21 protein-coding genes are annotated in these 25,339 nt (G+C 71.5%); 19 read left to right on the top strand and 2 right to left on the bottom strand.

Annotation, left to right across the window (positions count from 1 at the left end; translation table 11 throughout):
• Window positions 1-127: 127 nt before the first annotated feature.
• Complete coding sequence (locus tag C8N24_RS17605) at window positions 128-2,278, bottom strand: glutamine synthetase III family protein (RefSeq protein ID WP_121252026.1); 2,151 nt, start codon at window positions 2,276-2,278, stop codon at window positions 128-130.
• A 129-nt stretch (window positions 2,279-2,407) separates the two neighbouring features.
• Between C8N24_RS17605 and C8N24_RS17610 the strand changes: the two genes are divergently transcribed.
• The 6 genes from C8N24_RS17610 to C8N24_RS17635 all read left to right on the top strand — a co-directional run bounded on the left by C8N24_RS17610 (window position 2,408) and on the right by C8N24_RS17635 (window position 9,031).
• Window positions 2,408-4,723 carry a SpoIIE family protein phosphatase gene (locus C8N24_RS17610; protein ID WP_170179171.1) on the top strand — a complete coding sequence of 772 codons (2,316 nt, stop codon included), beginning with the start codon at window positions 2,408-2,410 and terminating at the stop codon, window positions 4,721-4,723.
• A 115-nt stretch (window positions 4,724-4,838) separates the two neighbouring features.
• Entirely contained in the window at window positions 4,839-6,311 is a 1,473-nt protein-coding gene (locus C8N24_RS17615; protein WP_211340006.1) for an ammonium transporter, read from the top strand.
• A complete protein-coding gene (locus tag C8N24_RS17620) occupies window positions 6,308-6,679 on the top strand; it encodes a P-II family nitrogen regulator (protein ID WP_121252032.1) in 372 nt (123 codons plus the stop codon). Before C8N24_RS17615 ends, C8N24_RS17620 begins: the two co-directional genes overlap by 4 nt.
• A 151-nt stretch (window positions 6,680-6,830) precedes the next feature.
• On the top strand, window positions 6,831-7,958 hold the full coding sequence (locus C8N24_RS17625; protein WP_147447853.1) for a PucR family transcriptional regulator: 1,128 nt from the start codon (window positions 6,831-6,833) through the stop codon (window positions 7,956-7,958).
• A 39-nt stretch (window positions 7,959-7,997) separates the two neighbouring features.
• The gene (locus C8N24_RS17630) at window positions 7,998-8,771 is read left to right on the top strand and encodes a calcium-binding protein (protein WP_121252036.1); all 774 of its coding nucleotides are present in this window, start codon (window positions 7,998-8,000) and stop codon (window positions 8,769-8,771) included.
• A 56-nt stretch (window positions 8,772-8,827) separates the two neighbouring features.
• Entirely contained in the window at window positions 8,828-9,031 is a 204-nt protein-coding gene (locus tag C8N24_RS17635; protein ID WP_121252038.1) for a cold shock domain-containing protein, read from the top strand.
• Here C8N24_RS17635 and C8N24_RS17640 read toward each other — a convergent pair whose 3' ends face one another.
• Window positions 9,032-9,625: a hypothetical protein gene (locus tag C8N24_RS17640; protein ID WP_147447855.1), complete on the bottom strand. Its 594-nt coding sequence runs from the start codon at window positions 9,623-9,625 to the stop codon at window positions 9,032-9,034.
• 41 nt (window positions 9,626-9,666) lie between these two features.
• Here C8N24_RS17640 and C8N24_RS17645 point away from each other — a divergent pair, with 41 nt between their 5' ends.
• The 13 genes from C8N24_RS17645 to C8N24_RS17705 all read left to right on the top strand — a co-directional run bounded on the left by C8N24_RS17645 (window position 9,667) and on the right by C8N24_RS17705 (window position 25,227).
• Window positions 9,667-10,212 (top strand): GNAT family N-acetyltransferase, encoded by a 546-nt coding sequence (locus tag C8N24_RS17645; protein ID WP_170179172.1) that lies wholly within the window; start codon window positions 9,667-9,669, stop codon window positions 10,210-10,212.
• A gap of 155 nt (window positions 10,213-10,367) precedes the next feature.
• Window positions 10,368-11,108, top strand: coding sequence for an MlaE family ABC transporter permease (locus C8N24_RS17650; protein ID WP_121252044.1), 741 nt, complete (start codon window positions 10,368-10,370; stop codon window positions 11,106-11,108).
• Window positions 11,105-11,902 (top strand): ABC transporter permease, encoded by a 798-nt coding sequence (locus C8N24_RS17655; RefSeq protein ID WP_245971879.1) that lies wholly within the window; start codon window positions 11,105-11,107, stop codon window positions 11,900-11,902. Before C8N24_RS17650 ends, C8N24_RS17655 begins: the two co-directional genes overlap by 4 nt.
• Window positions 11,903-11,904: 2 nt before the next feature.
• Complete coding sequence (locus C8N24_RS17660; protein ID WP_170179173.1) at window positions 11,905-12,714, top strand: ABC transporter ATP-binding protein; 810 nt, start codon at window positions 11,905-11,907, stop codon at window positions 12,712-12,714.
• Window positions 12,715-12,723: 9 nt separating this feature from the next.
• On the top strand, window positions 12,724-14,070 hold the full coding sequence (locus C8N24_RS17665) for an MlaD family protein (protein WP_121252046.1): 1,347 nt from the start codon (window positions 12,724-12,726) through the stop codon (window positions 14,068-14,070).
• Window positions 14,067-15,701, top strand: a complete 1,635-nt coding sequence (locus tag C8N24_RS17670; protein ID WP_121252048.1) for an MlaD family protein — start codon at window positions 14,067-14,069, stop codon at window positions 15,699-15,701. Before C8N24_RS17665 ends, C8N24_RS17670 begins: the two co-directional genes overlap by 4 nt.
• On the top strand, window positions 15,698-17,113 hold the full coding sequence (locus C8N24_RS17675) for an MlaD family protein (RefSeq protein WP_121252050.1): 1,416 nt from the start codon (window positions 15,698-15,700) through the stop codon (window positions 17,111-17,113). Before C8N24_RS17670 ends, C8N24_RS17675 begins: the two co-directional genes overlap by 4 nt.
• Window positions 17,113-18,681 carry an MlaD family protein gene (locus C8N24_RS17680; RefSeq protein ID WP_121252052.1) on the top strand — a complete coding sequence of 523 codons (1,569 nt, stop codon included), beginning with the start codon at window positions 17,113-17,115 and terminating at the stop codon, window positions 18,679-18,681. Before C8N24_RS17675 ends, C8N24_RS17680 begins: the two co-directional genes overlap by 1 nt.
• A complete protein-coding gene (locus C8N24_RS17685) occupies window positions 18,678-20,048 on the top strand; it encodes an MlaD family protein (protein WP_121252054.1) in 1,371 nt (456 codons plus the stop codon). Before C8N24_RS17680 ends, C8N24_RS17685 begins: the two co-directional genes overlap by 4 nt.
• Before the next feature lie 4 nt (window positions 20,049-20,052).
• Complete coding sequence (locus tag C8N24_RS17690) at window positions 20,053-21,678, top strand: MlaD family protein (RefSeq protein ID WP_121252057.1); 1,626 nt, start codon at window positions 20,053-20,055, stop codon at window positions 21,676-21,678.
• Between the two features lie 3 nt (window positions 21,679-21,681).
• Window positions 21,682-24,186 (top strand): MMPL family transporter, encoded by a 2,505-nt coding sequence (locus tag C8N24_RS17695; RefSeq protein ID WP_147447856.1) that lies wholly within the window; start codon window positions 21,682-21,684, stop codon window positions 24,184-24,186.
• Window positions 24,183-24,773, top strand: a complete 591-nt coding sequence (locus C8N24_RS17700; protein WP_121252061.1) for a TlpA family protein disulfide reductase — start codon at window positions 24,183-24,185, stop codon at window positions 24,771-24,773. Before C8N24_RS17695 ends, C8N24_RS17700 begins: the two co-directional genes overlap by 4 nt.
• The gene (locus C8N24_RS17705; RefSeq protein ID WP_147447857.1) at window positions 24,766-25,227 is read left to right on the top strand and encodes a hypothetical protein; all 462 of its coding nucleotides are present in this window, start codon (window positions 24,766-24,768) and stop codon (window positions 25,225-25,227) included. The genes C8N24_RS17700 and C8N24_RS17705 overlap by 8 nt, the downstream gene beginning before the upstream one ends.
• The last annotated feature ends 112 nt before the right edge of the window (window positions 25,228-25,339 follow it).

A 25,339-nucleotide genomic window follows, 5' to 3' on the forward strand; every position in this document is an offset into this window, starting at 1 on the left:
TGGTTTGCCGCCTTCTGGACCAATGGTGGAGCGCGAGCGCGCCACACCCGTGGCCGTCGCTGTTGGCCTCAGGACGACCGAGGGCCCGCACGTGGCGGGCCCTCGGTGACGCGATGGAGCTCCCCGGCTACTTGATGAAGAGGATCTCCGAGTACTTCGGGAGCGGCCAGAGGTCGTCCGGCACGATCTTCTCGAGCTTGTCGGCGATCGCGCGGACCGCGTTCATGGCCGGGACGACGGTGCCCTGGACGTACTTGGCCTCATCGAGGAGCTCGACGCCCTCGGGGTGGTCGCGGTTCGCGGTCTCCAGCGCGAGGATCGCCTCCACGAGCTCGTCGACGAGACCGCCCGTCTCGGCGATCAGCTTCTCGACACCGACCTCCTTGAGCGTGAGGAGCCAGCGCACGGCCGCCGGGAGGAGCATCGTGCGGGCGATCGACGCGGCGGTCTCGCCCTCGATGTTGAGGGTCGTGACGTACTGCTCGACGGCGACCTCGTAGCGGGCCTCGAGCTCGCGCTCGGAGAGCACGTTGTACTTGGAGAAGACGTCGATCGTCTCCTCCTTGACGAGCCACGGGAGGGCGTCCGGGGACTGGCGGAGGTTCGCCAGGCCGCGGGACTCGGCCTCGACGTGCCACTCGTCGGAGTAGCCGTCGCCGGAGAAGACGATCCGCTTGTTGTCCGACCACGTCTGCTTGACGATCGAGAGCACGGCCTCCTCGATCGAGGTGCCGGCGCCGGTGGCGGCCTCGAGCTCGTCGGCGAGCTGGTCGATCGCCTGGGCGGCGATCGTGTTGAGGATCGTGTTCGGCATGCCGAGCGACATCGAGGAGCCGAGCGCGCGGAACTCGAACTTGTTGCCGGTGAAGGCGAACGGCGAGGTGCGGTTGCGGTCGCCGCCGTGCAGCGGCAGGCGCGGCAGCACCGAGGCGCCCATCTCGAGGTAGGCCTGCGGCGTGGCGGCGTCGCCCGAGCCGCTCTCGATCGCGCCGAACGCCTTCTCGAGCTCGGCGCCGAGGAAGATCGAGATGATCGCCGGCGGGGCCTCGTTCGCGCCGAGGCGGTGGTCCTGGCCGGCGTTGGCGACCGACGCGCGCAGCAGCTCCTGGTGCGCGTTGACGGCCTTCAGCACGGCGCTGCAGAAGAACAGGAAGAGCAGGTTCTCGTGCGGCGTGTCGCCCGGATCGAGCAGGTTGATGCCCGTGTCCGTGCCCATCGACCAGTTGTTGTGCTTGCCCGAGCCGTTGATGCCGGCGAACGGCTTCTCGTGCAGCAGGCACACGAGGCCGTAGCGGCGGGCGACGTTCTGCAGCACCTGCATGGTGATCTGCTGGTGGTCGGCGCCGATGTTCGAGTTCTCGAAGATCGGGGCGACCTCGTACTGCGCCGGGGCGACCTCGTTGTGGCGGGTCTTGATCGGCACGCCGAGCTTGGCGAGCTCCTGCTCGACCTCGAGCATGTAGGCGAGCACGCGCTCCGGGATCGAGCCGAAGTAGTGGTCGTCGAGCTCCTGGCCCTTGGGCGGCTTGGCGCCGAACAGCGTGCGGCCCGTGGTCAGCAGGTCGGGGCGCTCGAAGTAGTACTGCTCGTCGATCAGGAAGTACTCCTGCTCGGCGCCGACCGTCGTGAAGACGTGCTGGGCGGTCTCGCCGAGCAGCGACAGCGCGCGCACGGCGCTGCGCGAGAGCGCGTCCATCGAGCGCAGCAGCGGGATCTTGTTGTCCAGCGCCTCACCGCTCCACGAGGTGAAGGCGGTCGGGATGCAGAGCAGCGCGCCGTTCGGGTTCTCGAGGATGAACGCGGGCGAGGACGGGTCCCAGGCGGTGTAGCCGCGGGCCTCGAACGTCGAGCGGATGCCGCCCGACGGGAACGAGGAGGCGTCCGGCTCACCCTGGATGAGCTCCTTGCCGGAGAACTCGGCGATCGCGGTGCCGTCGCCGGTCGGGCCGTAGAAGGAGTCGTGCTTCTCGGCGGTGGAGCCGGTGAGCGGCTGGAACCAGTGCGTGTAGTGCGTCGCGCCGTGCTCCATCGCCCACTCGCGCATCGCCGAGGCCACGGCGTCGGCCAGCGCCGGCTCGAGCGGCTCGCCCTTGGCGATCGTCGCCTCGAGCTGCCGGAAGACGGCCTTGGGAAGCCGCTGGCGCTGCACGGCGACGGAGAAGACGTTGGCTCCGTAGACGTTGGCGCTGGGCTGGGTCAGGTCCGCCTGGCCCATGGCGCCACCGTTCGGGCTCCACTGGGCTGCGGCGACGTTTGGCGTGCGGGTGCGGGATGGCATGTCGGGCGTGGTCCTCCTCAGGATCTCTGGCAGCGGCTCTTAACCTAGGCGGGTGCGCGCCCGGGCTCTTTGTCCACGTGTCCAAATCGAGCTGCGCCCACTTCGCCGTACGCCATAGGATGCGCTCTCGTGCGTCGATCTTGGGGGTTGCGGTTCCGCGTGCTCGCCGCGGCCGGGACGATCGCGGTCGTCGCCGCGATCACGTTCGCGGTCCTGCTCGCCGCCCTCGTCGACCAGCAGCGCGCGGCCGGGCCGGCGCGCAACACGACCGACGCGCTCGTCGGCACGCAGCGGGTCTACCGGCTCTCGCTCGACCTGCAGTCGGCGGCGCGCGGCTACCTGATCGCGCCCGACCAGATCACGCTGCGCCCGTTCGAGGCCGCGCAGCGCACCCTCCCGCCGGCCGTCGACGCGCTCGCGCGGGTCCCGAACACGCCGGTCCAGCGCGCCCGCATCGATCGTCTGCAGCGGGACCTCGCCGCGTACCGGTCGTTCCTGGCGACGATCGTCGGCCGTGAGCGGGTGACCGCGGCGCAGGTCGACGAAGGGCTCGCGCGGTTCGCGGCCGTGCGCGACGTGCTCGAGGCGATCGAGCGCGACGAGCTGCGCGAGCAGGCCGACCGGCGCGCCGAAAGCGCGGCACTACGCGAGCGCGCGATCGTCACGGCGAGCATCGGCCTCGCCGTCCTCCTCGCGCTGATCGGCCTGATCTCGTACGGGGCGGTGCGCGCGGTCGTGATCCCGGTCGGCCGGCTGCAGCGGTTCGCGCGCGCCCTCGGCGCCCGTCGCTACGGCGCGCGGCTGCCGGAGGCGGGGCCGCCGGAGACGGTCGAGCTCGCGCAGGCGTTCAACGCCACGGCCGTCAGCCTGGAGGCGGCGGAGGCGGAGCTGCGCCGGATCGGCGAGCGCCACCTCGCCGAGCTGGACGCCGTGTTCGGCGAGGCGCCGCTCGGCCTCGCGTTCGTCGACCCCGAGCTGCGCTACCTGCGCGTCAACGAGGCGCTCGCCCGCATGAACGGGCGGCCGGCCGCCGCGCACGTCGGCGAGCGGGTCGGGCACCCCGACGCCGTGGCCGCGCTCGAGCGGGTGCTCGCCACCGGCACGGCGGTGCTGGACGTGGAGATCGCCGTCGACGGCCGGCGCTACGCGGCCAGCTACTTCCCGGTGCGCGCGGGCGGCGACGCCCCGGTCGCGGTCGGCGCCGCCGTGTCGGACATCGAGGCGCGGCGGCAGGCGGAGGAGGCGCGCGAGCGCCTCCAGCACGCGACCGCCGCGCTCGCCGCCGCCGTGACCGCGCCGGACGTGGCCCGCGCCACCGTCACCGAGGCACGCGCCACGCTCGAGAGCGACGGCGCGGCGCTGCTGCTGGTCCGGGGCGAGTGGCTGGAGCTCGCCGCCGTCGAAGGCCTCAACCCCGAGGCGCACGGGCGCCTCGCGCAGGTCCCGCTGGACGCGCAGCGCCCGACGGCCGAGGCGGTCCGCACCGGCCGCGCCGTGCACGTGCGCGACGCCGACGAGATGCGCGAGCGCTTCCCCGTCCTGGCCGGCAAGGTGCCCGCGCTCGTGGCGCTCCCGCTGGTCGCCTCGGGCGAGACGCTCGGCGTCCTGCTGATCGACTTCACACGGCCGCGCACGCTCGACGCCAGCGCGCGCGAGCTGCTCGAGACGCTTGCGGCGCAGTGCGCGGTGGCGCTGGCGCGGGCGCAGCTGTACGAGCGCGAGCGCGACGTCGCGCAGACGCTCCAGGCGTCGCTGCTCCCGCGGGAGGTGCCGGCGATCCCCGGGCTCGACCTCGACGCGCGCCTGAACGCGGGCGCGCCCGGGATCGACGTCGGCGGCGACTTCTACGACGTGTTCGCGATCGCGCCGGGCGCGTGGGGGATCGCGATCGGCGACGTCTGCGGCAAGGGCGTCGACGCGGCCGCGCTCACCGCCCTCGCGCGGCACACCGTCCGGGCCGCGGCGGTGCAGGGCCTCGCGCCGAGCGCGGTGCTCGGCGCGCTCAACCGGGCCGTGCTGGCCGAGGGGCGGCCGGGTCAGTTCCTGACGGCGATCTTCGCGCGCGTCGTCGCGCGCGCCGACGGCGGCTTCGCGCTCACCGTCGCCTGTGGCGGGCACCCGCCGCCGGTGCTGCTGGACGCCTCCGGTACGGCGAAGCCGCTCGACGTCAAGGGCACGCTGCTGGGGGTGCTCGACGACCCGCACGTGCAAGACGTCACCGCCGCGCTCGAACGCGGGGACACGCTCCTGCTCTACACGGACGGGCTCACCGAGGCGGGCGCCCCGGCCGTGACGATGAGCACCGAGCAGGTGGCCGAGCTGCTGCGCTCGGCGCGCGGCGGGAGCGCCGCCGACACCGCCGAGCGGTGCCTCCAGGCGGCCGCGCGCGCGGGAGGCGGGGTCGTGCGCGACGACGTCGCGGTCGTCGTTGGACAGGTTGTCTAGGGGGTCCTCGACCGCAGGGAGAACTAGGGGTTACGAATCTTCGACACGGGGACAATGATGCGTTGGCCCCTGCGACGGAGACTGCTCCTCGATGCTGTTTGAACGAGGAGGAACGATGCGTAGGACCCGTTGGGCGACCGGTATGGGGGCCGGGCTGCTCGCACTACTGGCCGTGCCTGCGGTAGCGATGGCGGACGGCGACACGCTTGACCTGTACAACGCGGGCAAGCTTCCGGATGCGGTCGGGATCAACTCCATGTGGGTGTTGGTCGCCGGCATCCTCGTGATGTTCATGCAGGCGGGCTTCGCCTTCCTGGAGATCGGCTTCTCCCGCGGCAAGAACGCGGGCACGGTGATCGCGAAGATCCTGGTCAACTTCTCGATCGCGGCGATCTGCTTCTGGGCGGTTGGTTTCGCCTTCGCGTTCGGCGACGGCGGATCCTTGATCGGCACGAGCGGCTTCTTCCTCGCCGGCGACAACGCCAGCGGCTCGTTCCCCCTGATCAACGTCGCTGAGGGCTCGATCACGGTCGAGACGCTGTGGTTCTTCCAGTTCGTCTTCTGCGCCGTGTCGCTGGCGATCGTCTGGGGCACGACGCTCGAGCGCGTGAAGTTCGGCGTCTACGTGATCTACGCCATCATCTTCTCGGCGCTGATCTACCCCATCGGCGCACACTGGATCTTCGGCGGCGGCTGGCTCGCCACCGAGTTCAACGTGCAGGACTTCGCCGGCTCGACGGTGGTCCACCTGATCGGCGCCACCGGCGCGTTCGCGGTGCTGCTGCTGCTCGGCCCGCGTCGTGGCAAGTACGGCTCCGACGGCAAGCCGCGGGCCATTCCGGGCCACAACATGCCGCTGTTCGGCCTCGGCGTCCTCATCCTGTGGCTCGGCTGGTTCGGGTTCAACCCGGGCTCCGGCCTGACGGCGCTCGACGGCCGCTTCCCGGAGATCGCGATGGTCACGAACCTCGCGGCCGCCGCCGGCGTGCTGTTCGCCGTGGGCACGATGTACCTGCGCACCAAGACGATCGACATCGGCATGGCGGGCAACGGCGCGATCGCCGGCCTCGTGGCGATCACGGCGCCGTCGGGCTACGTGGAGCTGTGGGCGGCCCCGATCATCGGCGCCGTCGCCGGCGTGATCGTGGTCATGGGCGTCCTGGCGATCGACAAGAAGATCGACGACCCGGTGGGCGCGCTCTCCGCGCACGGCCTGGCCGGCATCTGGGGCACGCTCGCCTGCGGCCTGTTCACCTCGCCGCGGCTCGCCGAGAAGAACGCGGTCGGCCAGGAGGGCCTCTTCTACAGCGGCGATCCGACGCAGCTGCTCGATCAGGCCGTCGGCGTGCTCGCCGCGTTCGTGTTCGTGTTCGCCGCGTCCTTCGCCACCTTCTGGGTGATCAAGAAGACCTACGGCCTCCGCGTGTCGGCTGAGGAAGAGGAAGCGGGTCTGGACATTTCGGAGCACGGCATGTACGGGTATCCGGAGCAGTTCATCCCGGCCCCGGAGCTGGTCGGGTACTCGCCGGCGGGGACGCCGGCCGGTGCCGCCGCTCCGAAGGCCACGACCCGTGAGGTTCCGGCGTGAAAAAGATCGAGGCGTACATCCGACATGAGGCGTTCGAGCCGATCCGGCTCGAGCTCCTGGAGCTCGGATTCCCGTCCCTGACGATCTCGGAGGTCAAGGGCTCCGGGCGTCAGAAGGGCATCACCGAGCGCTACCGCGGCGCCGAGCTGACCAACTGGCTGCGGCCGAAGGTCAAGCTCGAGTGCGTCGTGGCCAGCGGTGACGTGCAGACGGTGGTCGACGCCATCCTCAAGCACGCCCGCACCGGCTCGATCGGCGACGGCAAGGTGTTCGTCCTGCCCGTCGAGGAGGCCTACCGGATCCGCACGGGCGAGTCCGGCGAAGAGACCCTGCAGGCCCACCCGGGCGTCGCGCAGGCGGCGTCGTAGCGGCGCTGATCTAAGTAGACGGCGGATTGCGCGGGGCGGCTCCAAGGGCCGCCCCGCGTGTGAAGGAGGCGTATTGAACGTGGCGATGGAGGCCCAGAGCGAAGATCGCGGGGCCACCGTGATGGAGCGGGTCAGGGCGATCCACCTGCGCATGGTTGACGCCGTGCTCAGCGGTGACGGTCTCGAAGGTGTCGCGACGCTTGCGGCGGGCGAGACCGGCGGCGTGGTGGCGATCGTGGTTCCGCGCCTCGGCGCGGCGGCCGCGTCGGGCCCGGTGGCCGAGCTGCCGGCGCTGCGGCGGTACGTGAGCGAGCGGGCCCGCAAGAACACGGCGGCCGTTCCACCCGGTGTGCTCGCGGAGGTGCCGATCGCGTCCGGCGACGAGCAGCTCGGCGCTGTCCTCCTGCTCGGTGAGGACGACCCCGCCCCCGAGGCGATCGAGTTCCTGCACGTCGCGGCGGTGGCCTGCCTGACCGAGGTCGCGGTCGAGGAGGCCCGCCTCGAGGTCGAGCAGAACCTGCGCGGCTCCTTCCTCGAAGAGCTGCGCGGCCGTGACGACCTGGAGCCCGACGAGGTGCTGCGCCGTGCGGCCCGCCTGGGCTGTGACCTTTCCAAGGGCGCCGTGGCCCTGTGCGCGGAGCTCTCCTCGGACCGTCCGCGCCACGTGGTCGCGACGATCGCCGGTGAGCATCCGGGGGCGCTCGCCCAGCACATGGACGGTGGCGGCGGCTCCGGCCGCGTCTACGCGCTCCTGCCCGCGGTGGGCGGCGCCGACGCGACCGCGACCCTCGCGGCCGCCCGCCGGCTCGCCGCGCGCCTGCAGCGCCACGGCACGGTCGGCGTCTCCTCGTTCTACGCGGACGTGGCGGACCTCGGCCGCGCGATCCAGGAGGCGGAGCTGGTGCTGGACGTCCTGCGCCGCTCGGACGTCCCGATCGACGAGGACATCGGCACCGGCACCTACCGGCTGCTGTTCCGCGTGCTGGCCTCGCACCCCGAGGAGGTCCGCTCGTTCTACGAGGACACCGTCGCGCCGCTGGTCGCCTACGACGGCCAGTACTCGACGGACCTGGTGGGCACGCTGTCCGCCTACCTCGAGCGCAACTGCAACATGAACGCGACCGCCTCGGCGATCTACGCGCACCGGCACACGGTGGCCTACCGGCTCGAGCGCGTGAAGGAGCTGACGGGGCTGGACCCCTTGCTCTCCGAGGACCGCGAGCGGCTGGGCCTGGGTCTGAAGGCCTACCGCATCATCGCGCCGCGCCTGCACCGATAGGCGTTTCCACCGCACCGCGAGCCGCCATCCTGGGTTCTAATGCCCGTGACTGGATGGATGGCGGCCGCGGCCGCGACGCTCGCCCTGGCCGCGCCGACGATCGAAGGCACGGACCTCGCCGACTTCCTCAAGGGCACGGCCGGTCCGGACGTCGTGCTGGCCAAGGGCGGGGACGACGTGGTGTTCGGGCTCGGCGGCGACGACCGGATCGACGGCGGACCCGGGCGGGACGTGCTGCACGGGGACGGCGTGTGCCCGCCGGGCGCGGAGCGGCCGGACGCGTGCAACGACGATGACGACCGCACGGGTGGGGACGACGTGCTCCGCGGCGGTGACGGGGACGACGTGCTGCTCGGCGGGCGCGGGAACGACGTGCTCGAGGGTGGGGCCGGGGTGGACTCGCTCAGCGCGGACGCCGGCAACGACCGGGTCGACGCGGGGGACGGCGACGACGAGGTCGACGGCGGGACCGGGCTGGACCGCATCAAGGGCGGCGCGGGGGACGACTGGATCGCGACCGGGGCGGGCTCGGACATCATCGACGGCGGGGCCGGGGACGACCTGATCGCCACGGAGTCCGGGAACGACCGGATCGACGGCGGGTCGGGGAACGACCAGATCGACTCGGGGCGCGGAAATGACCGGATCACCGGGGGTTCCGGGCGGGACACGATCAACTCCGGGCCGGGCAACGACACGATCGACGTGCGCGACGGCGTCCGGGACGTCGTGAACTGCGGCGCGGGGCGGGACACGGTCCGTGCGGACCGGCGTGACAAATTGGTGAGCTGCGAGCGTGTAAACACACGCTGATGCGCCCAATCATGGTAGCTTCACGCGCTCCTCAACCGAGTATGGAGAAACGGCCCGTGGCTACTGGCACCGTGAAGTGGTTCAACGACGACAAGGGATTCGGATTCATCACGCCTGATGACTCGGGTGCCGACCACTTCGTCCATCATTCGGGGATCAACGCGGACGGGTTCCGCACGCTGCGCGAGGGCGCGCGCGTGAGCTTCGACTCCGAGCCCGGGCCGAAGGGCCCGAAGGCCGTCAACGTCACCGCCGTCTAGCTAGTCGGAGGAGCCCGGCTCGACGCCGCGCTCGACCTCGCCGTCCTCGCCCACCCGGGCGGGGACGGGCTCGTCGTCGATGACGACGCGGAAGCGGCCGCTCGTGTCGCCGCGCGCGGCGCGCGCCTTCCCGGTCAGGCCGGGCATCACGCGGTAGGACACCTCGTAGGTGCCGGGCCGCGACGGGACGAGCTTCCACACCAGCTCGCGCTCGCGACCGGGCCCGAGCGCACCCGCCAGCCAGGTGTTGACGACCGCCGTGTCGCCGCCCACCGGACCCTCGTCGAGCACCCACACCGGCCGGCCCGCGTCCGCGAGGCCCTCACCGCGCTGGTTCTGACCGAAGGCGAGCGTGGCGTCGTCGCCGCGTGCCTTGGTCTCCACGGTGACCGCCACGGTGCTCAGCGAGCGGTCCTGCTCGCCGTTGCGGACGGTGAGCTTGAGCTCGACGTTCTCGGCGATGTGCTGCACGCGCGGGAAGGACGCGCGGACCACCTCGACCTTGAACTCGCCCGACGGCTCGTCCGCGTCCTGGCGTGCCTCACCGCCGCACCCGGCGACGAGGACAGCGAGGATCAGCAGCGCACGGCGCATCTCGGCGCAACGTTACCGAGCGGGTTAGGGTCCCGGAGCCAGTGCCCAGCCTCCCGATCCCCGAAGGTCTCGCGCGCGAGGACGTCGTGCTGCGCCGGCTGCGCACCCGCGACGCGGGTCCGTTCGCCGCGGCCTTCAGAGAGGACCCGACGCTCGGCGTGCTGATCGGCGCCGACGAGGACCCCACGGAGAACGGGGTGCGTCGCTTCATCGCGCGCCAGCCGGGGCTGCGGGCGCGCGGCGAGTTCCTCGGCCTGGCGGTGACGGACACGTCGCGCCGCCCGTTCCTGGGCCACGTGATGCTCCACACCATCGCCTGGCGGCACAAGCGCGCCGAGGTCGGCTATTGGCTCGTGCCCGCCGCGCGCGGGCACCGCGTCGGCCACACCGCCGTGTCCCTGCTGGTCGACTGGGCGTTCGCGACGCTCGAGCTGGACCGGATCGAGATCACCACCACCCCCGACAACGCGCCGGCTCGGGCGCTCGCGCACTCGCTCGGGTTCGAGCAGGAAGGCGTGATGGTGAGCCGGAACTTGGAGCGTGGACGACGCGTGGACGTCGTCCTGCTGGCCCGGTTGCGCAAGTAAGCGGGACGGTTCCCGTTTGAGCCGGTGAGGCGCGGTGCCATAACCTTCGCGCCTTCACGCCGTTACGCGGCGTCAAAAAGAGGAGAGTTTTGGTTCGAGGCGCCGCCGATCGGCTGTTTCTTCCGGCAAAGGGATTGCTGGAAGAGGTAGGCGACATGATGATCCTGACCGGGAAGACGATCGTGTCTGCCCTCAGGCCCCCGTACCCGTACGGCGGTGAGTTCGTCCAGCAGTTCCTGTTCGCACTGCGCCTGTGCTGGTTCCCCCTGATGGTGTCCACCATCGCGTTCGGCTACGCGGCGCCCGGCCTGCAGGCGAGCAACTTCCTGACGCTGTTCGGCGCCAACGACCGCCTCGGCGGCTTCTTCGTGCTCGCCAGCATCCGCGAGTTCGCGCCGTTCGTGACCGCGATCGTGCTCGCCGGCGTGGCCGGCACCGCGATCACGGCCGACCTCGGCGCGCGCAAGATCCGCGAGGAGCTGGACGCGCTGCAGGTGCTCGGCGTGGACCCGGTGAAGAACCTCGTCGTGCCGCGGTTCCTCGCGCTGATGATCGTCACCGGGATGTTCGACGTCTTCGCCGTGCTGTTCGGCATCTTCGGCGGCCTCGTCGCCAACGCCGTCAACCACCAGCCGACCGGCCCGTTCTTCGCGAACCTGCTGACCAACGCGAGCATCCCGGACCTCTGGGGCAGCGTCCTGAAGTGCACGATGTTCGGCGCGATCATCGCCGTCGTCTGCTGTTACAAGGGCATGACGGCGAGCGGCGGCGCGGCGGGTGTGGGCCGCGCGGTCAACCAGGCCGTCGTCATCTCCACGCTCGGCGTCTTCGCGTTCAACTACGTCTTCACGCAGACGCTGCTGGCCACCAACCCCGAGATCATCAACCTCAAGTGAACGACTGGCTGGCAGTTCCGAGGGATTGGCTCGCCAGCTTCGGCGAGATCATCCGCTTCTGCGGGCGGGTGATGGGCGAGGTCTACGGCCTCAAGGTCTTCCGCTACTTCGGCGAGGCCCTGCGCCAGGCCGGCGTGCTGATCCTCTCCAGCACGCTCGTGATCTGGGGCCTGACGTTCATCATCGGCCTCCAGTGCGGCATCGAGGCCGCGTACTTCAACCGCGCCACCGGCGCCCCCGCCTACGCGGGCGTGTTCGCGGCCTGGTGCGACCTGCGCGAGCTGATCCCGTACGCGTTCGGCTACATGATGGCCGCGAAGGTCGGCACCGGCATCGTCGCCGAGCTGGGCTCGATGCGGATCTCGGACGAGATCGACGCGCTGGAGGTGATGGGCATCAGCAGCATCACCTTCCTGTGCGCGACGCGCCTGCTCGCGAGCTGGCTCGTGCTGCCGTTCGTCTACCTCGCCGGCATCGGCGCCGGCTTCCTCGCGTCGTACCTGGCGGTGGTCGAGCAGATCGGCGAGGTCTCGTCCGGCGGCTACGGGTTGATCTTCTGGATGTTCCAGAACCCACCGGACCTCTTATTCAGCTTGATAAAGGCGATGGTCATGGCCACCGCGATCGTGCTCGTCGGCTGTTACTACGGCTACACGGCGAGCGGCGGCCCGGTGGGCGTGGGCACCGCGACGGCCAAGTCCATGGTCCTCAACATCGTGCTGGTCCACCTGATCGGCATGCTCGGCACCCAGGTCTTCTGGGGTGCGAACCCACGCGCACCGATCGGAGGGTGACGATGAGCGACGAAGACGAATACAAGTGGCACACCGGCAAGAAGCGCCCGTCCGGCGTCGAGGACGCGGTGGAGTTCGTCGACGTCCACAAGGCGTTCGGCCGCAACAAGATCCTGCGCGGTCTGAACATGGGGATCCCGAACGACAAGATCTCGATGATCCTCGGTCCGTCGGGCACGGGAAAATCCGTATGTATCAAGCACATGGTCGGGCTGCTCTATCCCGACGAGGGCGACGTTCTGGTTCACGGTGAGTCAGTGCCGGGCATGGCCGACGACGAGCTGTTCGAGATGCGGAAGAAGTTCGGCGTCTTGTTCCAGGACGGCGCCCTCTTCGGTTCCATGAACCTATGGGACAACGTCGCGTTCCCGCTTCGCCAGCACACCGACAAGGGCGAGGACGAGATCGAGGACATCGTCAACGGGCGCCTCCGCGAGGTCGGCCTCGAGGCGTCCGCGGACAAGATGCCGAACGAGCTCTCGGGCGGCATGCGCAAGCGCGCCGGCTTCGCGCGCGCGCTCGTGCTGGACCCGGACATCGTGCTCTTCGACGAGCCCGACTCCGGCCTGGACCCGGTCCGCACCGCGCTGCTGTGCGAGCTCATCCAGGAGATCCACGAGCAGAACGGCGGCGCCTACGTGGTCATCACCCACGACATCATGAGCGCCAAGCGCGTGGCCGAGTACATCGCGGTGCTGTGGAAGGGGCGGATCGTCGAGTCCGGCCCGGCGGAGGAGCTCTTCGACTCCGACAACCAGTTCGTGCGCCAGTTCCTGTCCGGGGCCTCGCAGGGCCCCCTCGGGATGGAGTAGCGCGCGCCCGTGGCCCTCGCTCGCACGGCAGTCCTGCTCGGCGTCGCCCTTCTGGTGGCGCTGGCGGTCTACCTGTTCGCCTTCCGCGCGAGCGGCCAGGAGTACACGCTGATCTTCGACAACGCCGGCCAGCTCGTGGTCGGCGACAACGTGCAGATCGGCGGGCGTGCCGTCGGCAGCGTCCGCGACATCCGGCTCACGGACAACAACCAGGCGGCGATCAAGGTCACGGTCGAGGAGCCCTACGCGCCGCTGCGCGAAGGCACGGAGGCCGTGATCCGGCTGACCTCGCTGTCGGGCATCGCGAACCGCTACGTCGCGATCTCGCCCGGCCCGGACGCGAGCCGCACGCTGCCCGCGGGCTCGACCATCTCGACCGCCAGCACCACCACGGCGGTCGACCTCGACGCGCTGTTCAACACGCTCGACCCGGACGCCCGCAAGGATCTGCAGACGCTGATCGCCGGCTTCAAGACCCAGCTCGACGGCAAGGGCGAGCAGGCGGCCGCGGCCACCGAGTACCTGAACCCGATGCTGTCTAGCGCGCGCCGGCTGGTGAACGAGGCCACCCAGGACGAGGACGCGCTCACCGAGCTGATCGTCAACTCCTCGCGCACGGTCACGGCGATCGCCGAGAAGCGGGACGACCTGTCGGCGCTCGTCGGCAACGCGAACGCCACCACCGGCGCGATCGCGGCCGAGAACAACGCGCTCCAGCAGGCGCTCGCGCTGCTGCCGACCACGCTCCGGCGCGGCAACTCGACGCTCGTGAACCTGCGCTCGACGCTGGACGACCTGGACCCGCTCGTGGCCGACTCGAAGGTCGCGACGAAGGACCTGGCACCGTTCCTGCGCGAGCTGCGCCCGCTCGTGCGTGACGCCAAGCCGACGATCGCCGACCTCTCGACGCTCGTCCGCCGCCCCGGCACCGACAACGACCTCGTCGAGGCCACGCGCAAGCTGCCGGGCCTCCAGCGCGTCGCGAGCCCGGCCCTGAAGAGCAACACGCAGGCCCTGCAGAAGGGCCAGCCCGTGCTCGAGTTCATCCGCCCGTACATCCCGGAGCTGACGGGCTGGTTCCGCGACTTCGGCGTCGGGGCGGCCAACTACGACGCCAACGGCCACTACGCGCGGATCCAGCCGATCTTCAACGCCTTCCAGGTGCACGACCTGCCGGTCGGCCCGCCGCAGCTCGTCCCGCTGCCCGTCGCGCAGCGGCTCGCGGGCCTGCAGACCGGCATCATGAAGCGCTGCCCGGGCTCGGCCAGCCAGCCCGCGCCGGACGGCTCGGCGCCGTTCCGCGACCGCGGCGGCAACCTCGACTGCGATCCGACCCAGGTGATCGCGGGCCCATGATCCGGTTCGTCGCCCTCGGTGCGTTGATCGTCGCCCTCGTGGTCGCCGGCCTGGTGCTGCTGTCCGGCCGCGAGAACGACGACGCCTACCGCGTGCGCGCGATCTTCGACAACGCGGGCTTCGTGATCCCGGGCGAGGACGTGAAGATCTCCGGCGTCAGGGTCGGCAAGATCGAGTCGATCGACGTCACGGAGGACTTCAAGGCCGCCGTCGTGCTCGAGATCACCGAGCCCGGCTACGCCGATTGGAAACGGGACGCGACCTGCATCGTGCGGCCGCAGAACCTGATCGGCGAGCGCTTCGTCGAGTGCAAGCCGACGCAGGTGCGGTCCGCCAACGCGCAGCCGCCCGCGGAGCTCGCCGAGATCAAGCGCGGCCCGGGCAAGGGCCAGCGCCTGCTGCCGGTCGAGAACACGACGCAGTCCGTGGACATCGACCTGATCGGCAACACGATGCGCGAGCCGGAGCGCGAGCGGCTGTCGCTGATCCTCAACGAGCTCGGCACGGGCCTCGCCGGCCGCGGCCGTGACCTCAACGAGGTGATCCGGCGCGCGAACCCGGCGCTCAAGGAGACCGACGCCGTGCTGGAGATCCTCGCGCGCCAGAACACGGTGCTCGAGCAGCTGGCGGTCAACTCGGACACGATCCTCGCCCCGCTCGCGCGTGACCGCCGGCAGGTGGCGGGCGCGATCCGCAACTCGAGCGAGGTGGCCAAGGCGACGGCGGAGCGCCGCGAGGCGCTGGCCGCCGACATCCAGACGCTGCCGGAGTTCCTGGACGAGTTCGACCCGACGATGGAGCGGCTCGGCTCGCTCGCGGACGAGTCGACCCCGGTGCTCAACGACCTCGGCGCCCGCGCGGACGACATCAACGCGCTCGTGCGCCGGCTCGGGCCGTTCTCGCAGGCGGCGATCCCGGCGATCGACTCGCTCGGCGAGGCCGCGAAGACCGGCACGCCCGCGGTGACCGACGCGCGCCCCGTGATCGCCGACACGCGCAAGCTCGCGAGCGCGATCAAGCCCGTCGGCACGAACCTGCGCGAGGTGCTCGAGTCCTTCCGGGACACGGAAGGCATCCAGCGCCTGATGGACTACATCTTCTTCCAGACGACGGCGATCAACGGCTACGACGCGGTCGGCCACTACCTGCGCGCGGGCCTGCTGGTGAACTCGTGCACGACGTACGCGGTCGCGCCCGTCGCGGGCTGCTCGGCCAACTACCCGAAGACGAGCGCCTCCGCCTCCGCCGCGCAGGCGCCGGTGACGAGCGAGGACCCGGTGCTGCGCGCCACGGCGCTCGCCATCGCGCGCGCCCTCGGCCAGCAGGTCGAGGCGGAGAAGGTCAAGTTCGAGCGCGGGCTCGAGCGCCGCACCACGCCCGCCGGGGCCGCGCCCAAGCTCGGCGGCAAGGCCGCGCCGACCGCGACCGCGACCGCGGCCCCGACCCGGACCGCGCCGGCCGCCACCGCCGCTCCGGAGAGCACGCCGCTGACCGTGCCCACGATCGAGCCGGGTGCGGTCACGCCGGAGCCGACCGCCGCCGCGCCGGCGCCGGCCACCGACCAGCCCACCCCGACGCCCGACCCGGGCGAGGGCCTGCTCGACTTCCTGTTCGGAAAGGACGGCCAGTGAGGGGCCGCTCGTCAGGGATCGCCGGCAACCCGGTCCTGATCGGCGCCGCGACGGTGCTCGTGATCCTCGTCGCCGTCTTCCTGTCCTACAACGCCAACAAGGGCCTGCCGTTCGTGCCGACCTACACGGTCGACGCGGAGCTGCCCAACGCGGCGCAGCTCACGGTCGGCAACGACGTGAAGGTCGGCGGCAGCCGGATCGGCGCCGTCACGCAGATCAAGCCGCGCCAGCTGGAGAACGGGCAGGTCATCGCGGTCGTCCGGCTCACGCTCGACAAGGACGCCGGCCCGCTGCCGGAGGACTCCACGCTGCTCGTCCGCCCACGGTCCGCGCTCGGCCTCAAGTACGTCGAGATCACGCGCGGGCGCTCGCGCACGGGCTTCCAGGACGGGGACACGATCCCGCTCGCGCGCGCCGAGACGCCGGTCGAGCTCGACGAGTTCCTGAACATGTTCGACGAGGACACGCGCGCCGCGTCGCAGGCGAACCTGGAGGGCTTCGGCACCGCGTTCGCCGGGCGCGGCGAGTCGATCAACACCGCGATCGGCGCGTTCCGCCCGCTGCTGCGTGACGTGATCCCGGTGATGCAGAACCTGTCCGACCCGCGCACCAACCTCGAGCGCTTCGTGGTCGAGACCGGAGAGACCGCCGCGATCGTCGCCCCCGCCGCCGAGACGCAGGCGTCGCTGTTCCGCAACCTGAACACGACGATGGCGGCGCTCGACGAGGTCGCGCGCCCGTACATCCAGGACTCGATCACCAAGGGCAAGCCCGCGCTGGACGCCGGCATCGAGTCGCTGCCCAACCAGCGCCCGTTCCTGGTCAACACCGAGGGCCTGATGCGTGAGCTGCAGCCCGGCATCCGCGCCCTGCGCACCGCCGCGCCGGAGCTGTCGGCGGCGCTCGGCACCGGCATCGAGGTGCTGCCGAAGACGCCCGCGCTCAACCGGCGGCTGGAGTCGCTGCTGGGCGAGGTCCAGACGTTCGCCAACGACCCGCTCGTCCCCCGCGGCATCCAGTCCTCGACCGCGCTGGTCAAGTCGCTGGACCCGACGCTCGCCCACCTCAAGCCGGCCCAGACGGTCTGCAACTACGTCACGCTCTTCTTCCGCAACATCTCGTCGCTGCTGAGCGAGGGCGACCGCAACGGCACCTGGCAGCGGTTCATCATCGTCGCCACGCCGCAGGGCCCGAACAACGAGGGCGGGCCGTCGTCGGCTCCGGCCAACGGCCCGACGGTCGACAACCACCTGCACACCAACCCGTACCCGAACACCGCGTCGCCGGGCCAGCCGCGTGAGTGCGAGTCGGGCAACGAGCCGTACCTCGCGGGCCGGACCGTCACGGGCAACGTGCCGGGCACGCAGCAGCCGCGCACCGAGGGCTACGCCCAGCAGGGAGACGCGCGCTGATGGCCCGCCGTCGCCGCCGCGGGCCGCGCCGCTCCGACGCGTTCGTCGGCCTGATCGCGCTCGCCATCGCCGCCCTCGTGATGTTCTTCGGCTTCACCAAGGACATCCCGTTCCGCTCCGGCTTCCAGCTGCGCGCGCAGTTCGAGTCGGCGAACTCGATCCGGCCGAACTCGCCGGTGCGGATCGCGGGCGTCGAGGTCGGCAAGGTCAAGCGCATCGAGGCGACCGACGGCACGAACGGGGCGACCCTCGTCATGGAGCTCAAGGACAGCGCGCTCCCGTTGCACAAGAACGCGACCGCGAAGATCCGGCCGCGCATCTTCCTCGAGGGCAACTTCTTCGTCGACCTCAAGCCGGGCACGGCCGACTCGCCGCAGCTGGACTCCGGCGACATGATCGCGATCACGCAGACGGCCACGCCCGTGCAGCTGGACGAGGTGCTGACCTCGCTGCAGAGCGACTCGCGCGAGGACCTCAAGCAGGTGCTCAACGGGCTGAGCACGGCGCTGATGTCGGAGCCCACCGCCGAGGAGGACGAGGACGCCGACCCGCTCGCGCAGGGGCAGACGGCCGCCGCGTCCTTCAACGACGCGCTCGACGACATCCCGGTCGCGGAGCGCTCGACGGCCGAGGTCCTCGAGGCCTTCCTCGGCACCGAGCCCGGCCGCGACGTCGCGCGCCTGATCCGCGGCACCGCCCGCACCGCGGACGAGCTGAGCCGCTACGAGCAGTCGCTGCAGGAGCTGATCACGAACCTCAACGTGACGACCGGCGCGCTCGCGGGCGAGGCGACCAACCTGCGCGCGTCGATCCGCGCGCTCCCGGGCACGCTGGCCGCGGCCAACAGCGCGTTCGACTCGCTCAACGCCGCGTTCCCGTCCACGCGCGCCTTCGCGCGGGAGATCCGGCCGGGGGTGCGCGAGACGCCGGCGACGATCGAGGCCGCCTTCCCGTGGATCGAGCAGACGCGCGCGCTCGTCTCCCAGGAGGAGCTGGGCGGGCTGGCCGAGGAGCTCTCGCCCGCGACCGTCGACCTGGCGCGCCTGATCGACCGCGCGACCGAGCTGCTGCCGCAGGCCGACCTGCTCGGCAAGTGCCTGCGCGACGTGGTCCTGCCGGCCGGCGACATCGTCGTGCAGGATGAGTTCACGACCGGCGTCGAGAACTACAAGGAGTTCTTCTACGCGCTCGCGGGCATCGCCGGCGAGGGCCAGAACTTCGACGGCAACGGCATGTACGTGCGCTTCCAGACCGGCGGCGGCTCGCAGACGCTGTCGCTCGGGCCCAACAGCACGAACCTCGGCGAGCTGTTCGGCAACTTCGTCGAGGCGCCGCTGGGCAACCGGCCGGCGATGCCGCGCAAGAAGCCGACCTACAAGGACGACGTGCCCTGCTACTTGCAGCCGCTCCCGAACGTCAACGGGCCGCTCGGGCAGAAGTCCGCGCCCGGCGGCGGGACGGCGACGGCGGCGAACGTGAAGGCGTCCAAGCAGGACAAGCTGCGGCGTGAGGTCGAGCTCAGCGTGGTCCGCAAGAAGCTCAACCCGTTCGGGGCGAAGCGCAAGTGAAGGCCGCGATCCGCAAGCACTTCCCCGACTTCCTGGCGATCCTCGGCCTGCTGGTCGTCGCGCTCGTCGTGTCGGTCTACATCCTCGACAAGCAGCGGCTCTCGCTGCCCGCGGGCGTGCCGGTCCTGGGCAAGGACTTCTTCGAGATCGAGGCCGAGATGACGACCGCGCAGGCGGTCACCCCGGGCCAGGGGCAGACGGTCAACATCGCGGGCGTCGAGGTGGGCGAGATCGCGTCGGTGAAGCTGCGCGACGGCAAGGCCATCATCGGCATGAAGATCCAGCGCAAGCACGACCGGATCTACAAGGACGCGTCGATCCTGCTGCGCCCGAAGACGGGCCTGAAGGACATGGTGGCCGAGCTTACGCCGGGCACGCCCGAGGCCGGGCGGCTGAAGGAAGGCGGCGTGATCCCGATCTCGCAGACGCTGCCGGACGTCAACCTCGACGAGATCCTCGCCTCCTTGGACGCGGACACGCGCGACTACCTGCTGCTGCTCCTCAACGACGGCGCCGAGGGCCTCGGCTCCGAGCGCAAGGGCCGTCAGCTCGCGCAGGCCATCCGCCGGCTGGAGCCGACCGCGAAGTACGCGCGCGAGATCAACGAGGGTCTGGCCGAGCGGCGCGCGAACCTCGCCCGCGTCGTGCACAACTTCTCGCTGCTGACCACCGAGCTCGGCCGGCGCGACACGCAGCTCGCCAACTTCGTCCAGAACTCCAACTCGGTGTTCGCCACGCTGGCCGAGCAGGACGCGTCGCTGCAGGCGATCCTCCAGCGGCTCCCGGGCACCCTGAACACGACCCGGACGACGCTCGGCAAGGTCGAGACGCTGGCGGACACGCTCGGCCCGACGCTCGAGTCGCTGCGCCCGGCGGCGCGCGCGCTGGCGCCGTCGCTGCGCCAGACGCGGCCGTTCCTGCGCGAGTCGACGCCGATCATCCGCGACGAGCTGCGGCCCTTCACGCGCGCCGCGCTGCCGACGGTGCAGGAGCTGCGCCCGGCGATGCGCGACCTCGCCGCGACGACGCCGGACCTGACGCGCTCGCTGACCGTCGCCAACCAGCTGCTGAACGCCGCCGCCTACAACCCGCCCGGTGGCGCGGAGGAGGGCCTGCTGTTCTGGCAGTCCTGGCTCAACCACACCGGCAACTCGGTGTTCTCGACCGCCGACGCGCACGGCCCGATCCGGCGCGGCCTGTTCCTGGTCTCCTGCAACTCGTCGCAGCTGCTCGACGCGGTCGCGCAGGCCAACCCGCAGCTCGGCACGCTCGTCCAGCTGCTCAACAAGCCGTCGCAGGAGACGATCTGCCCGACCTCGACCCAGGGGCCCGCCGCGGGCGGCGGCGCTCCGGCGACCGGAGGCTGAGCGGATGGTCAAGGACGCTCCGGGCCTCGGCAAGATCCTCGCGATGGTGCTGTTCGCGCTGTCGTGCTTCGGGCTGCTGCTGTTCCTGTGGCTCGCGTTCGGCGGCCCGGTGCCGCTCAAGCCGAAGGGCTACCGCTTCCACACGTCCTTCACCGAGGTCGGCCAGCTCGCGCAGGAGGCCGACGTGCGGATCAGCGGCGTGCCGGTCGGCAAGGTCAAGCAGATCACGCCCAACAAGCGCACGGGCCGGGCGGACGTGGAGATCCAGCTGCAGTCGCGCTACGCGCCGCTGCCGTCGGACGCGCGCGCGATCCTGCGCCAGAAGACGCTGCTGGGGGAGACCTACGTCGAGCTGACGCCGGGCAACAACCGCGCCGAGGCGATCCCCGAGGGTGGGGCGCTCGCGTCCACCCAGGTGTCCGAGACCGTCGAGCTCGACGAGATCCTGCGGTCGTTCGATCCCAAGACCCGCGCTGACTTCCAGCAGTGGATGCAGACGCAGGCGCAGGCGATCGGCGGCAACGGCCGCGACCTCAACGACGCGCTCGGCAACCTCGCCCCGTTCGCGGAGGACACGTCGACGATCGTCGACGTGCTCAACCGCCAGGAGGCGGCGCTGTCGCAGCTCGTGGCCAACACGGGCATCGTCTTCCAGGCGCTGTCCGAGCGCGACGGCCAGCTGCGCTCGCTGATCGAGAACTCCAACTCGGTGTTCTCGGCGACCGCGTCGCGGGACTCCGAGCTGCAGGCCGCCTTCCGCGCGCTGCCGACGTTCGAGGACGAGTCGCGCAAGACGTTCGAGCGCCTGGACGAGTTCCAGCGCGAGACGGACCCGCTGATCACGCAGCTGCGGCCGGCGGCGCGCGAGCTGTCGCCGACGCTCCAGGACCTCGAGGACGTCGCGCCGGACCTGCGCAACCTGCTGCAGGAGCTGCAGCCGTTGATCGACGCGTCCAAGACCGGCTTCCCGGCGGCCGAGACGGTGCTCCAGGACACGCGGCCGTTCCTCGGCCAGCTCGTCCCGGCGACCGCCCAGCTCACGCCCGCGGTCGACTTCATCGGCCAGTACAAGCGCGAGCTGACGTCGTTCTTCGCCAACGCCGGCTCGGCCACGCAGGCGCGTGACTCGCGCACCGGCCTGCACTACCTGCGCACGAGCAACCCGCTCAACCCGGAGAACCTCGCCGCGTATCCGAACCGGCTGCCGACGAACCGGCCGAACCCGTACACCAAGCCGGGCAACTTCGACCAGCTCAACACGGGGCTGCCGGTCTACGAGGACCGCCAGTGCTCGACGGCGAACCTGATCCCGTCGATCGTGAACACGCCGATCGACCTGGTCAACGACGTCGTCGCACCGGTCGTCTCGCCCGTGCCGACGGTCCAGCCGGTCATCCCGGGGCTGCCGCTGCCGCCGATCAACCTGCCGCCGATCCCGCAGATCCCGCTCACGCCCGAGCAGGCCTCGGCGCTGATCCCGACGGAGCTGCTGCAGCGGATCCAGCAGTACGCGTTCGGCGGGGCCGGCAACGCGGGGCTCGTCGCGCCGCCGTGCAAGAACCAGGGTCCGTTCGAGTTCGGCGGCGAGCGCACGCAGTACCCGCACGTGAACGCGCGCGACGACGGATAGCGCATGGACGTCGTTCGCAGGCATCCCGGTCGGGTGCTGCTGGTGGCGGTGCTGGTCGTCGTGGCGTGCGCGGCGCTCGCGACGCGGCTGTCGGTGAGCGCCTCGACGGGCTCGCTGGTCGGCGGCGGGAGCGACGCCGGGCGAGCGACCGCGGTGGCCAAGGCCAAGTTCGGCGACGACGCCGTGTACGTGCTCGTGCGCCAGGACCTGCCGCGGCTCGTGATGACGTCGGACCTGAACCGGCTGCTCGGGCTCGAGGGCTGCCTGGCGGGCAACGTCCCGGAGGGCGCTTCGCCGCCGGGAGGCGCGGGCTCGCCGTGCGGTCGGCTGGCGGCGCTCAAGCCGGTCCACGTCGTGTACGGGCCCGGGACGTTCATCAACTCGTCGGTCACCGAGCTCACGAAGCAGCTGCAGGGGCGCACGCGCGAGCGGGCCGCGCAGGCCGACCGGGCGCGGGTGGCGGCGGAGCGGCTCGCGCGCGCCGACGGCGCGTCGTCGGCGGAAGCGAAGCGGCTCGGCAAGCAGGCGGAGAAGCTCGTCTACACGCAGTTCGCCGGCGAGCTGCTGGCCATGAACGCCAAGTACGGGCTGAACCTGACGGGGGCGCCGAAGCTCAACGATCCCGACTTCGTCTACCAGCTGGTGTTCGATCCCTCGCGCGGGGAGCGGACGCCGAAGGCGCGGTTCGCGTACCTGTTCCCCTCATCGGAGAGCGCGCTGATCTCGGTGCGGCTGAAGGCCGGGCTGTCCGATGACGAGCGGGCGCGGGCCGTCGAGGAGGTGCGCGCGGCGGTGCGGATGCCGGAGTGGTCGCTGGACGGCGGCGGGACCTACGTGGTGACCGGTGTGCCGGTGCTCGCCGAGGAGCTGTCGGGCGTGCTGGCGGGCTCGACCCTGCGGCTGCTGCTGGTCGGCGTGGCGGTGATGGCGCTGGTGTTGGCGCTGCTGTTCCGGGCGCGCCTGCGGCTGCTGCCGTTGGGGATCGCGCTGGGGACGGTCGCGGTGGTGTTCGGCGGGATGGCGCTGCTCGGGCTGCCGTTGACGATGGCGTCGATCGCGGTGCTGCCGGTGCTGCTCGGCCTGGCCGTCGACTACGCGATCCAGTACCAGGCGGGCAACCGGCTGCGGGTGATCGCGACGGCCGCGCTGGCGACCGCGGTCGGCTTCCTGATCCTGCTCTTCTCGCCGGTGCCGATGGTGCGCGGGTTCGGGGCGCTGCTGGTCGTGGGGGTCGGCGTGGCGCTGCTGCTGACGGTGACGGCGGGGGCAGCGGTGCTGGCACTGGCGGGGCGGCGGCGGTCCTCGCGTGGGGCGCTGGCGCGGTCGCTGCGCGGGGCCGGCGACCTCGTCGACTCGGTGCGGTTGCCGCGGATGCGGTCGGGCCGCGCCTTGCGCTGGGTGGTGGCGAACGCACGCGCGGTGCTCGTCGCGGCCGCGCTGCTGGCCGTGTGCGGCTGGGCGCTGGACTCGCGCATCGCGATCCAGTCCGAGCTGCCCAAGCTCGTCCCGCAGTCGCTGGCGGCGGTGCAGGACCTCGACGCGCTGCAGGCCGAGACGGGCACGGCGGGCGAGATCGACGTGCTCGTCGAAGGCGCCGATCTGACCGACCCGAAGGTCGTGCGCTGGATGCGCGACTACCAGAGCTCCGCGCTGCTGCGGCAGGGCTACTCGGCCGAGCGGGGCTGCGCGGGCGCGACGCTGTGCCCGGCGCTGTCATTGCCGGATCTGTTCCGCACGCCCGAGCTGTCGGCGACGCGTGAGCAGGTGCGGGCGCTGCTGGACGCGGTGCCGCCGTACCTGTCGCAGGCGGCGATCTCCGCGGACCGGCGGACGGCGGTGCTCGCGTTCGGCGTGCGGCTGCAGTCGCTGGAAGGGCAGCGCGAGGTGATGGAGCAGATGCGGGATCGGCTCAACCCGCCGGACGGCGTGCGCGCGACGCTCTCGGGCTTCCCGGTCCTGGCCGCGGACGCCAACCACGCGATGAGCGATCCGCTGCGGCGGCTGCTGGTCGCGCTGATCGGGTTGGCGTTGGTGGCGCTGGCGCTGTTCGTGGTCTACCGCTCGTGGGCACGGGCGTGGGTGCCGCTGGTGCCGATCGCGCTGGCGACCGGGTGGTCGGCGCTGGTGCTGTACCTCGTGGGCGTGCCGCTGAACCCGATGTCCGCCGCGCTGAGCGCGCTGGTGATCGCGATCTCGACGGAGTTCTCGGTGCTGCTCTCGGCCCGGTACCGGGAGGAGCGCGACGCGGGCTTCGAGCCGGGGGAGGCGCTGGAGCGGACCTACCGCTCGACGGGCGCGGCCGTGTTCGCGTCGGGCGTGACCGCGCTGGCCGGCTTCGCGGTGCTGATCGCGTCCGACGTCGCGATGCTGCGCGACTTCGGGATCGTCACGGTGCTGAACCTCGCGGTGTCGCTGGTCGGCGTGCTGGCCGTCCTGCCCGCGGTGCTCGTGCTGGCCGAGCGGGAGGCGCCGGTGCGGCGGCGTGGGCGGCGCGCCGTGGCGGCGTGAAGCGCCCGGGCCTGCTGATCGTGGTGTTCATCGGAGCGGCGCTCCTGTTCATCACGTTCAACACGATCGTCACCGAGTCCGAGGGTTCCAAGGGCCTCGAGGCCGGCGACGCGCTCCCGCCGTTCGCGATGCCGCTGTCGACCTCGTCCTGCCGCGGACGCTGCGACGCGAACGTCGCGACGGGCGCCGACCAGGGCGCCGCGGGCGCGCGTCCGGCCTGCGAGGTCCGCGGGCCCGAGGTGCTCAACGTCTGCGAGCTGCGCGAGCAGGGCCCGTTCGTGCTGGCCTTCGTGTTCCACCCGGTCGACCGCTGCCGCGCGCAGCTGCCGGTGCTCGAGCGCGTCGCCGCGCGCCACCGGGACGTCCGGTTCCGCGTGGTGGCGGTGCGCGCCGACGCCGAGGACGCCCGCGACCTGAAGTCGAACCTGCCCGTCGGCTACGACCACGACGGCGCCGTCGCCAACGAGTACGCCGTCGTCGTCTGCCCGACGATCACCTACGTCGGCCGCGACGGCCGCGTCGTCGGCTCGTCGGTCGGCTCCCAGAGCGAAGCCCAACTCGAGTCCTGGGTGCGGCGCCTTGAGTGACCTGCGCGTGGTCTACGAGACGTTCGAGGCCGACCTCTCCGGCGACCTTCGCGCGCGCTTGCGCACCTTGTCGGACCGTGTGCCCCGAGCCGGCCGGATGGACCCGTACCGGATCGCCATGAACAAGCTCGGCCTCGACGAGCCCACCCCGGCCGAGGCCGCCCTGCGCGACCGCCTGGTCCGTGGCCGCTACCGCTCGCACGGCTTCCTGGCGGACGCGCTCCTGATCGCGCTCGTGGAGACGGGCGTCGGCGTCTGGGCCACCAACGACGCCTCGTTGCGCGTCGAGGGCACCGACGTGGTTGGCGAGACCCTCCGCGTGCACGTGTTCTCCTCCGTCTTGCCGCCGGTCGCGGCGGGACGGGTGACGCTGTTCGCGTTGGTCGTCCCGGGGGTGTCCGAGCTCGAGGTGCGCGAGGCGCTGTGGACGGCGCGGGAGTTGCTAGGCGGGTAGGGCAGTGGCGCTCGTCCGCGGTGCCCGTGGTGGGTTTGCCGGGCTCTGCCCAGCAAAGTGACCAACCACCGTGGTGGTGTTCAGTCGCGCCCGGGCGCACCGAGAGCGCCAC

The sequence above is a fragment of the Solirubrobacter pauli genome (assembly GCF_003633755.1).
GTDB lineage: Bacteria > Actinomycetota > Thermoleophilia > Solirubrobacterales > Solirubrobacteraceae > Solirubrobacter > Solirubrobacter pauli.

Coding starts and splice junctions, on each gene's coding strand:
- C8N24_RS17630 (WP_121252036.1), top strand. CDS start 7,998: ATGCCCGTGACTGGATGGATGGCGGCCGCGGCCGCGACGCTCGCCCTG.
- C8N24_RS17695 (WP_147447856.1), top strand. CDS start 21,682: ATGGACGTCGTTCGCAGGCATCCCGGTCGGGTGCTGCTGGTGGCGGTG.
- C8N24_RS17670 (WP_121252048.1), top strand. CDS start 14,067: ATGATCCGGTTCGTCGCCCTCGGTGCGTTGATCGTCGCCCTCGTGGTC.
- C8N24_RS17615 (WP_211340006.1), top strand. CDS start 4,839: ATGCGTAGGACCCGTTGGGCGACCGGTATGGGGGCCGGGCTGCTCGCA.
- C8N24_RS17650 (WP_121252044.1), top strand. CDS start 10,368: ATGATGATCCTGACCGGGAAGACGATCGTGTCTGCCCTCAGGCCCCCG.
- C8N24_RS17605 (WP_121252026.1), bottom strand. CDS start 2,278: ATGCCATCCCGCACCCGCACGCCAAACGTCGCCGCAGCCCAGTGGAGC.
- C8N24_RS17660 (WP_170179173.1), top strand. CDS start 11,905: ATGAGCGACGAAGACGAATACAAGTGGCACACCGGCAAGAAGCGCCCG.
- C8N24_RS17640 (WP_147447855.1), bottom strand. CDS start 9,625: ATGCGCCGTGCGCTGCTGATCCTCGCTGTCCTCGTCGCCGGGTGCGGC.
- C8N24_RS17680 (WP_121252052.1), top strand. CDS start 17,113: ATGGCCCGCCGTCGCCGCCGCGGGCCGCGCCGCTCCGACGCGTTCGTC.
- C8N24_RS17625 (WP_147447853.1), top strand. CDS start 6,831: ATGGTTGACGCCGTGCTCAGCGGTGACGGTCTCGAAGGTGTCGCGACG.
- C8N24_RS17690 (WP_121252057.1), top strand. CDS start 20,053: ATGGTCAAGGACGCTCCGGGCCTCGGCAAGATCCTCGCGATGGTGCTG.